Genomic DNA, 13470 nt, shown 5'->3' on the forward strand with positions numbered 1-13470 from the left:
CTGTCTCACTGCCTTATTTACCGACCAGCTGATTGAGCTTGTCGGCCTCAAAGGTTTCCGTAAGCGCGGCGTCCTGCGGCACGCAATCCTTGCTCATGGCTGTCTGCGGTCCGGAGAGTTTCTCAATCGCTTGCCACAGCAGGGCGATCTGGTGCTCCTGGCCGGCGGCGCTGTCGATCAGCCCGCGCATGGCTTGCGACAGCGGGTCATCCTCTTGCGTGATGCCATAAGCCGAAAACTGGGTAATGGTGACGTCGGCGCTTTCCCCGGTCTTGGAAGGAATGATGCGCGCCGGGATGCCCACCGCCGTGGCGCCTGCCGGAACGGGCTTGATCACCACTGCGTTGCTGCCAATCTTGGCACCGTCACCCACCAGGAAACCGCCAAGCACCTTGGCCCCCGCACTCACCACCACATCGCGGCCCAGGGTCGGGTGGCGTTTGGTGCCTTTGTACAGCGAGGTGCCGCCCAAAGTCACGCCCTGGTAGATCGTGCAGCCGTCGCCGATTTCAGCGGTTTCGCCGATGACAACCCCCATGGCATGGTCGAAAAACACGCGTTCACCAATTTTGGCGCCAGGGTGGATTTCAATGCCAGTCACCCAGCGTGAAAAATGTGAAATGAAACGGCCCAGCCACTTGAAACCGTGGTTCCAGCACCAGTGCGCCCGGCGGTGCAGCACCTGCGCATGCACGCCGGGGTAGCAGGTCAGTGCTTCCCAGGCCGTACGGGCGGCAGGATCGCGGTCGAGAATGCACTGAATGTCTGAGCGAAGTCGGGAAAACATAGGCGAAGTCTACTGAGGCTGTGAGCTGCTTGCTGGGACCACGCTTTTGCCCCTGGCTTCGGAGGCCTTCTGCAGCATGGCTTTGGCCACGCCGCGCAGAATGTGGATCTCTTCGGGGCTGAGCTGCGCACGGTTGAACAACTGATTAAGCCGCGGCATCAGTTTTTTGGGCGAGGCCGGATCCAGGAAGCCGATGCCGGTCAAGGCCTCTTCCCAGTGCCTGAGCATGCCCGCCACTGCGGCCGCGTCGGCCAGCGTCGGCTCCGCCGTGGCGGGCTGCACGCTGAAACCGCCCAGCGCCTGGCGCCAGTCATAGGCAATCAGCTGCACCGCCGCGCCCAGGTTGAGCGAGCCGAACTTCGGGTCGGTCGGAATGCTCAGCGCCACATGGCAGCGGTAGACGTCCTCGTTCTGCATGCCAAAACGCTCGGAACCAAACAAAAAAGCAACGGAATCGGGCTTCTGCCCAATAGGGGAAAGCGCAAGCAGCTCCTCTTTTGATAGCAGACCTGCCAGGCCCAGCAGCTGCGCAAAGTGCTGGCGCGGCGCCCGCGTGGGCGGGCCAAAGTCGCGTGGCGTCATGGCGGTGGCGCACAGGTGCGCCATGCCGTCCACGGCTTCGTCCAGGGTGGCCACAATGCGGGCGTTTTTGAGAACGTCGAGCGCCCCGCTGGCCCGCTGGATGGTTTCTTCGCGGTTGAGCACATTGGCCCAGCGCGGCGCCACCAGCACCAGGTCGTCAAAGCCCATGGTTTTCATGGCACGGGCCGTGGCCCCCACATTGCCGGCATGGCTGGTATTGATCAGGATGAATCGCGTGTGCATGGAGCTGGATTGTCCTATGCCGGCGGCTTCAGGACGCGGAGCAATGCCTCCACCTTCGGCGACTTCGCCCCTTTGCGCCAGATCAGGTCAGTCTGGGCGCAGTCGCTGCCCGGCGGCAATGCGTGGATGCTGAGCCGGCCCCGCTCCGGAAAGGTTGCCAGCACGCTGCGCGGCACCAGCGAAATGCCCATGCCCACCACCACGCAGCCCAGCATGGCATGGTAGGACGTGATTTCAATCGTCTGCACCGGCATGCTGTTTTTCAGCAAGTACCAGGCTTCCAGCCGCGCGCGATGCGGGCAGCCCTTTTCGAAAGCCACCATGGCACGCGGAGGCTCACTGTGGATTGCCGTAATGGGCGGGTGCCCGGCACTCGCAACAATGACCAGTTCCTCGGTGTAAATCGCCTCTCGTTCAAAGGGACCCTCCGCAATAGCCCCAGTGACCAGCGCCGCGTCCATCTCTCCCGCCAGCACAGCTGCGGCCAGTTGCTGCGGGTTGCCGGTTTTAAGCGCAAGCCTGACCTCCGGATAGAGACGCACAAAATCGCTCAGAGGGGCCGGCAACCGCACAGCCGAAGTGCTTTCCATGGCGCCAAGCACAAATGCGCCGCGCGGCTGCCCGCCCTGCACCGCATCGCGTGCTTCGTCAGCCAGGCTGATCAGGCGCCCGGCATAGTCCAGCAACACCTGCCCGGCTGGCGACAGGTGCAGCCGCTTGCCCTCACGGATAAAAAGCGGCACGCCGAGCTTTTCCTCCAGCTGACGGATACGCGTCGTGATGTTGGATTGCACGCGGTGCAGGCGCTCGGCGGCACGTGTCACACCGCCCGCCTCCACCACGGCACGAAAAATAACCAGGTCGCTCAGCTCCATGATCTCTTGAAAAGATATTAATTATCTTTATTATTCATTTTTCAGAATGAATTGTCACGCGTATCGTCCAGCCTTCATCACTTCACACCACCCAAGGAACAAGAATGGCAAAGGCTTACTGGATCGTGCGCGTCTCGGTGCGCAATATCGAGGAATATCCTCGTTACCTCACGGCGGCGCGGCCGGCCTTCGAGAAGTTCGGGGCGCGCTTTCTGGTGCGCGGCGGCGCGTACGAATGCATGGAGGGCAGCTCGCGCGAGCGCAACGTCGTCGTGGAGTTTGCCGACATGGTGACCGCCAGGGCCTGTTATGCCAGCCCTGAATACCAGGCGGCCCGGGCGATACGCCAGCAACATGCAGACGCAGATTTCCTGATCGCGGAAGGCGCCTAGAACAGGTTTCTGGACGATTGGGACGCGATATCGCCCTTGAGGAGGGGTTGAAAGGGGACTGGAAAGGGTCGTATCGCGTTTATGGGAAAATACCGGCATTGCCCGCCGCCCGCATCGCCGGCGCCGGTTCGTTCCGCTCTTCCCTACAAGTTATGTCCAGCAATCTCCACCCCATGCTCAACGTGGCCATCAAGGCCGCGCGCGCTGCAGGCGCCATCATCAACCGTGCGGCGCTTGACGTCGAATCGGTTCGCATTTCGGTCAAGCAGACCAACGACTTTGTCACCGAAATCGACCAGGCCGCTGAAGCGGCGATCATCGAAACCCTGCTGACCGCCTACCCCGGCCACGGCATCCTGGCCGAAGAATCCGGCAGCGAGCATGGCGCCAAAGACTCCGACTTCGTGTGGATCATCGACCCGCTGGACGGCACCACCAACTTCATCCACGGCTTTCCCGTCTATTGCGTCAGCATCGCGCTGGCCGTCAAGGGCAAGGTCGAGCAAGCCGTGGTGTACGACCCCACCCGCAACGACATTTTTTGCGCCACCAAAGGCCGCGGCGCCTACATGAACGACCGCCGCATCCGTGTGGCCAAGCGCACCCGCCTGCAGGAATGTCTGATCTCCACCGGTTTCCCCTACCGCCCCGGCGACAAGCTCAAAAGCTATCTCAACATGCTCGGTGAAGTCATGAGCCAGTGCGCCGGCGTGCGCCGCCCGGGCGCTGCGGCGCTGGACCTGGCCTACGTGGCAGCGGGCTTCAGCGACGGCTTTTTTGAAACCGGCCTCAAGCCCTGGGACGTGGCGGCCGGCTCACTGCTGGTCACCGAGGCCGGCGGCCTGATCGGTAACTTCACCGGCGAGGCCGACTTCATCGACCACGGCGAATGCGTGGCCGGCAATCCGCGCATTTACGGGCAGATGGTGGCCACTTTGGGTAAATACAGCAAATTTGCCGGCGCCGGCGACAAAGCCACGGTACGTCAGACCCTGCAGGAAGACACTGTGAGCACCGAGACCGCCGACACCACCGCCCAGCCCGCAGACAAACCAAAGCTGACCGCCAAAAAGATCAAGGCCCCCGCGGCACGCCCCGATACCACACCGGACGCACCCTTCTAGCACCAGCCGTTGTAGGCAAAGGCCGCGATGAAGGCTTGAGCCGTATAGCCTCAGCTAAAATTTCCGCACTGCGCAGGGAGTCGCATGCATGCAGCGGCCCCGACCGAACTGTTTTCGCACCTGGTAATAACTAGTAATAAAACTATGCCTGAATCCACCGTAAAAACCTCTTCCACATCGGCTGATGCAGCCTTGCTGCGCGAGGTCGCGGAACTGGTGGTGAGCGCCCTCAACCTTGAGGTGAGCGCCGACGATGTACAACCCGACGAACCGCTCTACGGCGACGGCTTGGGGCTGGATTCCATCGACATCCTGGAAATTGCGCTGGTTGTCTCCAAGCACTATGGCCTGCAGCTCAGGGCGGACCACGAAGACAACCACGCCATCTTTCATTCGCTGCGAAGCCTGGGCGACCATATTGCCGCCTGGCGAACCCAGTGACAGCTGTGCTGGCGACACGGTTTACCCAAGCCTGTCGCTGGGGCGGCATCGCGGCTCTGGGAATCGGCTACGCCGTGCTTTCCCATCTGGCCGCGGCATCGACGGCGCCGGGCTTGCTTGAGGCGCTGGTCGCCGTGCTTCCGCTGCTGGTGCTGGCCGTTGTCCTGGCCTGGCGTTCACCGCAGCGCCCTGTCATGCTGGCCCTTTGTGGTGTAGCCTGCCTCGGGTTTTATCTGTTCAGGGAATGGCTGATCACCCATTACAACTGGGTTTTCCTGCTTCAGCATGCGGGCACATATGCCCTGCTATGCGGAACTTTCGGCCGCACACTCGTGCAAGGACGCACACCGATGATTGCGCAGTTTGCCCGCATCGTGCATGGCGAGCTTTCGCCTGCGCTTGTTTCGTACACGCGGTCGGCCACCTTGGCGTGGGCCTTGTATTTCGGAATCATTGCGGGCTTTTCATTACTGCTGTTCTGGCTGGCGCCCATTGCTGTGTGGTCCACTTTTGCCAATCTTCTGGGCATTCCCCTGCTCGCACTGATGTTTGCAGCGGAATATGCCGTTCGCTGCTACGCATTGCCGGCAGCAGATCGTGCCGGTCCGCTGGAGGCCATTCGCGCCTACCGGCAGGCTTCCGCAGAAAGCCGCGCGCGCCGGCCATGACGACGTTTCCGCTGATCTCGCACACCCGGGCTGAAGACGTTGTGGCTTGCAGCCATGGCCAGGCCGTTACCGTTGAACATTTTCTGGCCGATGTCAGGCAGCTTGCGGCGGCCCTGCCCTCAGGCAAGCATGTTCTCAATGTCTGCGCAGACCGCTACCGATTTGCCGTGGGTATGGCGGCCGCCCTGCTGGCAGACAAGGTCAGCCTGCTGCCACCCACGCTGACGCCGGAAATGGTGAAACAGGTCCGCAGCTTTGCACCCGACGTGTTTTGCCTCGCGGACCAACCACAGTCTCTGGCCCTGCCGTTACTGAGCTGGACGGATGCGATGACGCCACGTCCGCCAGGAACCGCAACTGGCACGCAGTGCGATATTCCGCAAATTCCCGCATCGCGCATTGCCACCATCATGTTCACATCCGGCTCGACCGGCACCCCGGTGGCGCACCGTAAAAGCTGGGGCGGGCTGGTTCGCAGCACGCGGGCTGAAGCCGGCCGGCTCGGCTTGCTGGATGGCCGCAAGCACAGCATCGTGGCGACGGTGCCGCCGCAGCACATGTTCGGCTTCGAATCCACCGTGTTGCAGCCTTTGCAAAGTGGCGCCATTCTGGTCGCGGCCCATCCGTTTTATCCGGCCGATATCTGCGCCGCACTGGCGCAAGCGGAGCGCCCCCGCATGCTGGTGACCACGCCCGTGCATTTGAAAGCGCTGCTGGCTTCAGGCCTGGACATTCCGCAGGTTGACCTCGTGCTGTCCGCCACGGCACCCCTGCCACCCCAGCTGGCATTGGCCACCGAAGCCCGGCTGCAGGTTCCTCTGCTGGAAATCTACGGCTCCACCGAAACGGGACAAATCGCCACGCGACGCATGACCGAGGCCCTGGCGTGGACACTCTTTCCGGACGTCACGCTGAGCATCAGGCAAGGCCAGACCTGGGCCTCAGGCGGCCATGTCGACCAACCCACCCCGCTGGCCGATGAACTGGAGTCGGTGTCGGACACACAATTTCTTTTGCACGGCCGGACTGCCGACCTGATCAATATCGCGGGCAAGCGAAGCTCGCTGGGCTACCTGAACCATCAGCTCCACGCCATACCGGGCGTGATGGACGGCGCCTTCTTCATGCCGGACGAGGGTTCCGGCGACACCGTGGTCCGGTTGATGGCTTTCGTTGTGGCACCGGGCCTGACGGCGCCGGCCCTTTTGGCGGCACTGAGGGAGCGGATTGACGCCATCTTCATCCCGCGGCCCCTCGTGCTGCTGGGCAGCCTGCCACGCAACAGCACCGGGAAATTGCCGCGCGATACGCTGGTTACCCTGGCGCGCGACCATCTTCAAAAGAAATCTCCCGTTCCGGGCGAAACCCGGTTTTCCATCGCCCCTGACCATCCGGCGCTTGCCGGGCATTTCCCCGGTACACCCATTGTTCCCGGTGTGGTGCTGCTCGACGCTGCCATACATGCCGTACAGCAGGCGCGTACCAGCCATGCCCCGGAGGTCTGCCAGATCAGCTCGGCGAAATTCCTCAGCACGGTGGGGCCCGGTGAGACGCTGACCATCTCCTGCAGCACCACCGCCTCCGGCAGCACGCGCTTTGACATTTCCAGCGGCGACCGAAAAGTTGCCACCGGAACCTTGCTGCTATCGCCGCAGCCATGAACACGCCACGCGGAGCCAATGCGACATCCGGCGCCGAATGGCAGCAGCTCCCGGAACGCAGCAACGGCTTCATGCTGCGTGTCATGACCGGGATCTCGCTGAACCTGGGCCGTAGCGCCAGCCGCATCGTCCTTTACGGGATTGCAGCCTATTTCCTTATTTTCGCGCCGGCGGCGCGCCGGACGTCGCGAAACTACTTGCGGCGCGTGTTCGACCTGCCGTCGCCCGCTGCGGTCGGCTGGCGTCATCTGTTCCGGCATTTCCTGAGTTTTGCTTCTGCCATTCACGACCGTGTTTACCTGCTGAATGACCGCTTCGAGCTGTTTGATATCCGGGTGCACAACCAGCAACTGATCGACAAGGTGGTGGCTGACGGAAGAGGCGTGTTCCTCATCGGCGCCCATCTGGGCAGTTTTGAAGTTCTGCGGGCCATCGGGCGCCAGCAACCGGGCCTGCGCATTGCCATGGTGATGTACGAGGAAAACGCGCGGAAAATCAACGCGGCGATGGGCGCCATCAATCCCAAAGCGCAGCTGGACGTCGTGGCATTGGGACATATCGATTCCATGATCAGGGTGCACGAACTGCTGGATGAGGGTGCCGTCGTCGGCATGCTGGGTGATCGGTCACTGGGTAAGGACGACACCTATTCCATCGAGTTCCTCGGAGACGCCGCCGAGCTGCCGCTGGGTCCTTTTCGCATGGCCGCCATACTGAAACGCCCCGTGTTGTTCATGACGGGGCTGTACCGCGGCGGCAATCGTTATGACATTCATTTCGAACCTCTGGCGGATTTCTCGACGCTACCTTCGCGCGGCCGCACAGCGGCGGTGCAATCCGCCATGACGCGCTATGCTGCACTGATGGCGCAATACTGCCGCAGCGCGCCTTACAACTGGTTCAATTTTTTTGATTTCTGGCGACCTGCGCCGCGGCAGTCCGGCCAGCCCGAACAAAACACCTGAGCATATGACACACCTTATTCAGCAAACATCCACCCCCGCCTCATCGCACATCACGCAACAGCCGTCACGGCCCGTCTTCGCGGTGGCCGCAGTTGTGGTGGGTCTGGTGTTGGCCGCATTGAGCCCGGCAGCGCTGGCCGCCTGGGACCTTCAGCAACTGATGGATTCGCTGGCGCAAACCAAGTCGGGCCGCGCCACCTTCGTCGAAAAAAAGAGCATTGCGTTGCTCGACAAACCGGTGGAATCGTCCGGGGAACTGCTCTATACCGCGCCAGACCGGCTGGAAAAGCGGACGCTCAAACCGAAGCCTGAATCCATGGTGGTGAACGGCGGAGAACTGGTGATTGAACGCGGGAAGCAAAAATACCAGTTGCGGCTCCAGGCGTACCCCGAGCTGGCCGCATTCATTGACAGCATTCGCGGCACCCTGGCGGGCGACCGCAGCGCCCTGGAGCGCAACTACCGGCTCAGCCTCGAAGGCACGGCCGAACGCTGGACCCTGCAATTGCAGCCCGTCGATCCCAAAATGCAGGCGGTGATCCAACGCATCCGCATTACGGGTGTGCGTGACCAGTTGCGCAACATCGACATCGCCCAGGCCGATGGCGACAGCTCCACCATGACCATCGAGCAAGTGGCCGCCCCGTGATGAACGGCGCACGCGGCCGCATGGCAGCCATTGCGGTATGGCTGGCATTCCTGATCGGTTGCGGCATTGTCATCAGCCGCACACAGTTCACGACCGACCTGTCGGCGTTTTTGCCGCGTACTCCCACACCCGAGCAACAACTGCTGATGGACCAGCTGACCGACGGCCTGGCCTCGCGCCTTGTCCTGGTAGGCATAGAAGGCTCCGACGCCCCTCAACGTGCAGCGCTTTCCAAAAAAATGGCGCAGCAGCTGCGCACCGATTCCGCTTTTGCCAGCGTGGCGAATGGCGAACCCGTCAATAGCGAGCGGGACCGCAATTTCCTGCTCAACCATCGCTATCTGCTGAGCCCTTCAGTGACGCCGGAACGATTCAGCGCGGATGGGTTGCACACGGCCCTCACTGACAGCATCGAATTGCTCGCTTCGCCCGCAGGCCTGATGGTCAAGGCCCTGCTGCCCCGCGACCCTACCGGCGAAATGGTGCAGTTGCTGGGCCAGCTCAACGGCGGAAGCCAGCCGCAACAGGCCCATGGCGCCTGGACTTCCCGTGACGGCAAGCGGGCACTGATGCTGCTGCAGACCCACGCAGCAGGCTCTGACACCGATGCCCAGCAACGTGCCATGGCCGCGATTCGCCAGGCCTTCGATGCGGCGGGCGGTTCCTCAGCTGGTGCCAGCTTCGTCATGACAGGCCCTGGCGTATTTTCGGTCACGTCCCGCGAAACCATTCAAAGCCAGGTGAGCCACCTCTCGCTGATCAGCGTGGTGCTGATCGCGACGCTGTTACTGCTGGTTTACCGTTCTGTCAGCGCCCTTTTGCTCGGATTTTTGCCCGTGCTGAGCGGCGCGCTGGCGGGGATTGCCGCAGTCAGCCTGGGTTTTGGGTCGGTGCACGGCATCACACTGGGCTTCGGCACAGCGCTGATCGGCGAAGCTGTGGACTACTCCATCTATCTTTTTGTGCAGTCCGAAGATGCAGGCGCCGACCAGGCGCATTGGGTCAAGCGCTTCTGGCCGACCGTCCGGCTCGGCGTTCTGACCTCCATAGCCGGTTTTGCCTCTCTCTTGTTCTCGGGCTTTCCGGGCCTGGCGCAACTCGGCCTGTATTCGATTGCCGGCCTGGTCGTGGCCGCCGCCGTGACCCGCTATGTACTGCCGCATCTGCTACCGCGCCATTTCCGCATCCATGATGTGTCGGCCATCGGGCGGGCGCTGGAGGGGCTGGTGCAACATGCGGCCTTGTTGCGATGGCCTGCCGCGGCCCTGCTGATAGCCGCCTGTGCCGTCCTTGCGGGAAATCACGCCAGCCTGTTCAACGACAAGATTTCCTCGCTCAGCCCGGTCTCGCAAGCCGATGTGGCGCTGGATGAAAGCCTGCGTGCCGATATGGGAGCGCCTGACGTGCGCTATGTGGTGGTGGTTTCCGGCACCAGCCAGGAGTCGGTACTCCAGACCGCCGAACAGGTTTCAACCCTGCTCCAGGCACAGGTCGAGCGCGGTGAAATTGCCGGGTTTGAGAGCCCCAGCCGCTACCTCCCCAGCGTGGCCACGCAACGCGCCCGCCAGGCCAGCCTGCCCGCTGCTGAGGTGTTGCAGGCCCGCATGACCCAGGCCACGCAAGGGCTGCCAGTGCGCCCGGGGGTGTTTTCACCTTTCCTGGCAGAGGTCGCTGCCGCCCGCAGCCAGCCCTTGCTGCAACCAGCCGACCTTGAAAAAACCTCGATGGCCATGGCCCTGGCTGCACTGCTCATTGGTAAGGACGGCCGCTGGAGCGCCCTGCTACCTTTGACTGCGTCCCAGGGACGAAACATCGACGCCGACAACATTCGTGCCGCGCTGGCCACCAAGCCCTTGCCTGGCGTACTTTTTGTCGACATGAAAACCGAGTCTGACCGTTTGTATTCCAGCTACCTGCACGAAGCCATCGTGCTGTCACTGGGCGGGCTGGCAGTCCTCGTGGCCCTGTTGCTGGTGGTTTTCCGCTCCCCTTCCCGGGTGCTGCGGATCATTGCGCCGCTGGCGGCCGCGGTCGTCACAGTCACGGCCGGGCTGGCCCTGCTGGGCCAGCAACTGATCATTCTGCACCTGGTGGGCCTGTTGCTGGTCGTGGCCGTGGGCTCCAACTACGCGCTGTTTTTTGACCGGCCCGATCCCCATGCCCCGATAGCGCCCAGAACCCTGGCGTCCATGCTGCTGGCCAATCTGACTACCGTCGCAGGGTTTGGCCTGCTCGCATTTTCCAAAGTATCCATCCTGCAGGCCATGGGTGTCACCGTTGCACCGGGCGTCATCCTGGCGCTGGTCTATGCCGCAATTTTTGCCAGGAAGCCCCATGCCTGACCTCCGGTGGAAGCCCAGCATCCTGGTACGTGCGAGCATCGCGCTACACGCGGCGGCACTTGCGGCCGTTCTTGTTGATTCCGGCTGGTGGCGCTGGGCGCTTGCCGCCGTGGTCCTCAACCATCTGTTGCTTACCGTCGTGGGTATGTGGCCCCGCAGCCAGTGGCTGGGCCCCAACTGGACCCGCCTGCCCCAGGCCTCCGTCGCCAGGCGGGAAATCGCCCTGACCATCGATGACGGCCCCGACCCCGCCGTGACACCCAAAGTCCTGGACCTGCTCGACCGGTATGCGGCCCGCGCGACCTTTTTTTGCGTCGGTGACAAAGCCGCCCGCCATCCCGAGTTGTGCCGCGAGCTGGTGCGGCGCGGACATGCCGTTGAAAACCACAGCCAGCACCACCGCCACTACTTTGCCCTGACGGGCCCGCGCAGCATGTTTCGCGAGTTGCAGGCAGCGCAAAACACACTGAGCGGCCTGACAGGCCAGCGGCCTCTCTTCTTTCGCGCTCCCGCCGGCCTGCGCAACCCCTTTCTTGATCCTGTACTGGCCCGGCTCGGCCTGAAGCTCGCCAGCTGGTCCGTGCGCGGCTTCGACACCCGCGTCGCCAATGCCGAGCGTGTAAAACGCAAACTCACGGCCGGGCTGCAAGCCGGCGCCATCCTGCTGTTGCATGACGGCAATGCGGCACGCACACCGCAAGGTGTTCCGGTCATCCTGGATGTCCTGCCCGCCTTGCTGGAGTCCATTGCAGCGGCCGACCTGCGCACCGTGACCCTGCAGCAGGCCCTCGCATGAATCCCGTGCAAACCCGGCAAGGCCCGTGGTCACACATGGGACGGGTCGTCTTTCAGCACATCTATCTGAAAGCCATCGGGACGATGCTTTTCATCGGCGTATTTTTTGGCGCCTACTTTTACCTGCTCAAGCACCCGGCCTTTCCGATCGCGGTGATGCCTCTCACCTGGCCCGACCACCTCATCGGTTTTGAACCACTGGCCTTGCCGGTTTACCTCTCGCTGTGGGTTTATGTCTCGCTGCCACCCCTCTTCTTTGGTGACCGGCGTGAACTCTTGCGCTATGGCGGCGCCATTGCGCTGACCTGCCTGGCGGGCCTGCTGGTGTTTTATTTCTGGCCCACGGCCGCACCCGCTCCAGACATTGACTGGCCGAAATACCCTCAGATGCTTTTCCTGAAAAACATGGATGCGTCGGGCAACGCCTGCCCTTCGCTTCATGTGGCAACAGCCTTTTTTTCGGGCATCTGGCTGCACCATCTGCTGCGCCGATTCTCCGTACCCGCGTGGTTGCTGGCGGTAAACGCGCTCTGGTGTTTCGGCATTGCCTATTCCACACTGGCCACAAGGCAGCACGTCGCGGTGGACGTAGCCGGGGGCCTGCTCCTCGGGGGGGTGGCAGCCTGGTTGTCCCTGTATCTTCACAAACAGCACACCGCAGGCAAGTAACAGCTGGTGTCCGGCATCGCAACGGCGCCGGATTTTCCACCTGATTTGCTAAAGTGTCTTTTTCTTCAGATTGGTTTTTTCTCTGTATCCACTTTGGCTCTCCCACTTCACCGCAACCAGCAGCATGGGTCGCGGTCTTGCACAAACTCTCGACGCGTTGCGTACGCGGCGGGGCGGGCTCGCCCCATGCACGTTCGACACAGTCGACCTGCCGACCTTTGCAGGCGAGGTCACGGGCACGGACAGCGTGCAGCTTCCTGCGCAATGGGCCCGCTTCGACTGCCGCAACAACCGGCTCGCCCTGCTGGGGCTTCAACAGGACGGCTTTACTGAAGCGGCGGCAGCCGCCAGCAAAAAATACGGCGCGCACCGCGTGGGGGTCTTCATCGGCACCAGTACATCGGGCATTTTGCAAACCGAACTGGCCTATCGCCGGCGCGACCCGGGAACCGGCGCCCTGCCCCCCGATTTCATTTACAGCACAACACACAATACATTTTCTGTCGCTGATTTCACGCGCCAGTACCTTGGGCTGACCGGCCCGGCCGCCGTCGTCTCGTCAGCCTGCTCATCCAGTGCCAAGGTGTTCGCTTCAGCGCGAAGGATGATGCGGGCGGGTCTGATCGATGCTGCCGTGGTCGGCGGGGTAGATTCGCTGTGTCTCACAACCTTGTATGGCTTTAACTCGCTGGGTCTGATTTCCCCCCAGGCTTGCAGGCCATTCGACGCCGCGCGCAACGGCATCACCATTGGCGAAGCTGCCGCTTTCGCCCTGCTGGAGCCCACGCCGGCACAACCCGCCCCAGGTGACGTGCTGCTGCTGGGCGTCGGCGAATCCAGCGACGCCCACCACATGTCCTCCCCCCATCCCGACGGCCTGGGTGCACGGCTGGCCATGCAGCAGGCCCTGGATATGGCCGGCCTCACCACGGCCGGGATCGACTACATCAACCTGCACGGCACAGCCACACAAAGCAACGATGCCGCGGAAGCCAAGGCAGTGTCCGGGCTGTTCGGCCCTGGCACCCCCTGCAGTTCCACCAAGGGCGCCACCGGCCACACGCTGGGCGCCGCAGGCGGGCTTGAAGCCGTGATCTGCGCGCTCGCATTGCAGCACGGCCTGCTGCCCGGCGGCATCAACACCCACGAGCGCGACCCGGCCCTGGCCGTCAACTACCTCATGGACAACCAGGAGGCCGCCCCCCGGCATGTGCTCAGCAATTCCTTCGGCTTCGGCGGAACCAATTGCAGCCTGATTTTTGGCCGTGCCGGTTAAG

14 protein-coding genes are annotated in these 13470 nt (G+C 62.7%); 11 read left to right on the forward strand and 3 right to left on the reverse strand.

Going from position 1 to position 13470, the window contains the following annotated elements; all coding sequences use genetic code 11:
* Nucleotides 1-13 precede the first annotated feature (13 nt).
* From cysE to AC1DU8_RS13960, 3 genes are read right to left on the reverse strand one after another with little or no spacing between them, the layout of a single operon-like run.
* Nucleotides 14-787, reverse strand: a complete 774-nt coding sequence (gene cysE / locus AC1DU8_RS13950; RefSeq protein WP_457279099.1) for a serine O-acetyltransferase — start codon at nt 785-787, stop codon at nt 14-16.
* 9 nt (nt 788-796) lie between these two features.
* Complete coding sequence (locus tag AC1DU8_RS13955; protein WP_457279100.1) at nt 797-1612, reverse strand: RNA methyltransferase; 816 nt, start codon at nt 1610-1612, stop codon at nt 797-799.
* 14 nt (nt 1613-1626) lie between these two features.
* Complete coding sequence (locus tag AC1DU8_RS13960) at nt 1627-2487, reverse strand: LysR substrate-binding domain-containing protein (RefSeq protein ID WP_457279101.1); 861 nt, start codon at nt 2485-2487, stop codon at nt 1627-1629.
* A 104-nt stretch (nt 2488-2591) separates the two neighbouring features.
* Here AC1DU8_RS13960 and AC1DU8_RS13965 point away from each other — a divergent pair, with 104 nt between their 5' ends.
* The 11 genes from AC1DU8_RS13965 (at nt 2592) to AC1DU8_RS14015 (ending at nt 13469) form a co-directional block, all read left to right on the forward strand.
* Entirely contained in the window at nt 2592-2879 is a 288-nt protein-coding gene (locus AC1DU8_RS13965) for a DUF1330 domain-containing protein (protein WP_457279102.1), read from the forward strand.
* Between the two features lie 152 nt (nt 2880-3031).
* The gene (locus AC1DU8_RS13970; protein ID WP_457279103.1) at nt 3032-4003 is read left to right on the forward strand and encodes an inositol monophosphatase family protein; all 972 of its coding nucleotides are present in this window, start codon (nt 3032-3034) and stop codon (nt 4001-4003) included.
* 144 nt (nt 4004-4147) lie between these two features.
* A complete protein-coding gene (locus AC1DU8_RS13975; RefSeq protein ID WP_457279104.1) occupies nt 4148-4444 on the forward strand; it encodes a phosphopantetheine-binding protein in 297 nt (98 codons plus the stop codon).
* Nucleotides 4441-5112, forward strand: a complete 672-nt coding sequence (locus AC1DU8_RS13980) for a COG4648 family protein (protein ID WP_457279105.1) — start codon at nt 4441-4443, stop codon at nt 5110-5112. Before AC1DU8_RS13975 ends, AC1DU8_RS13980 begins: the two co-directional genes overlap by 4 nt.
* Nucleotides 5109-6773, forward strand: coding sequence for an AMP-binding protein (locus AC1DU8_RS13985; protein ID WP_477726880.1), 1665 nt, complete (start codon nt 5109-5111; stop codon nt 6771-6773). Before AC1DU8_RS13980 ends, AC1DU8_RS13985 begins: the two co-directional genes overlap by 4 nt.
* On the forward strand, nt 6770-7738 hold the full coding sequence (locus AC1DU8_RS13990; RefSeq protein WP_457279107.1) for an LpxL/LpxP family acyltransferase: 969 nt from the start codon (nt 6770-6772) through the stop codon (nt 7736-7738). The genes AC1DU8_RS13985 and AC1DU8_RS13990 overlap by 4 nt, the downstream gene beginning before the upstream one ends.
* A 4-nt stretch (nt 7739-7742) precedes the next feature.
* Nucleotides 7743-8387: a LolA-related protein gene (locus AC1DU8_RS13995; protein WP_457279108.1), complete on the forward strand. Its 645-nt coding sequence runs from the start codon at nt 7743-7745 to the stop codon at nt 8385-8387.
* Complete coding sequence (locus AC1DU8_RS14000) at nt 8387-10729, forward strand: MMPL family transporter (protein ID WP_477726881.1); 2343 nt, start codon at nt 8387-8389, stop codon at nt 10727-10729. The genes AC1DU8_RS13995 and AC1DU8_RS14000 overlap by 1 nt, the downstream gene beginning before the upstream one ends.
* Entirely contained in the window at nt 10722-11525 is an 804-nt protein-coding gene (locus tag AC1DU8_RS14005; RefSeq protein WP_457279110.1) for a polysaccharide deacetylase family protein, read from the forward strand. The genes AC1DU8_RS14000 and AC1DU8_RS14005 overlap by 8 nt, the downstream gene beginning before the upstream one ends.
* On the forward strand, nt 11522-12193 hold the full coding sequence (locus AC1DU8_RS14010; protein WP_457279111.1) for a phosphatase PAP2 family protein: 672 nt from the start codon (nt 11522-11524) through the stop codon (nt 12191-12193). The genes AC1DU8_RS14005 and AC1DU8_RS14010 overlap by 4 nt, the downstream gene beginning before the upstream one ends.
* An 82-nt stretch (nt 12194-12275) precedes the next feature.
* The gene (locus AC1DU8_RS14015) at nt 12276-13469 is read left to right on the forward strand and encodes a beta-ketoacyl-[acyl-carrier-protein] synthase family protein (RefSeq protein WP_477727056.1); all 1194 of its coding nucleotides are present in this window, start codon (nt 12276-12278) and stop codon (nt 13467-13469) included.
* Nucleotide 13470: the final 1 nt, after the last annotated feature.

It is taken from the genome of Polaromonas sp. P3_A5, from assembly GCF_056403055.1.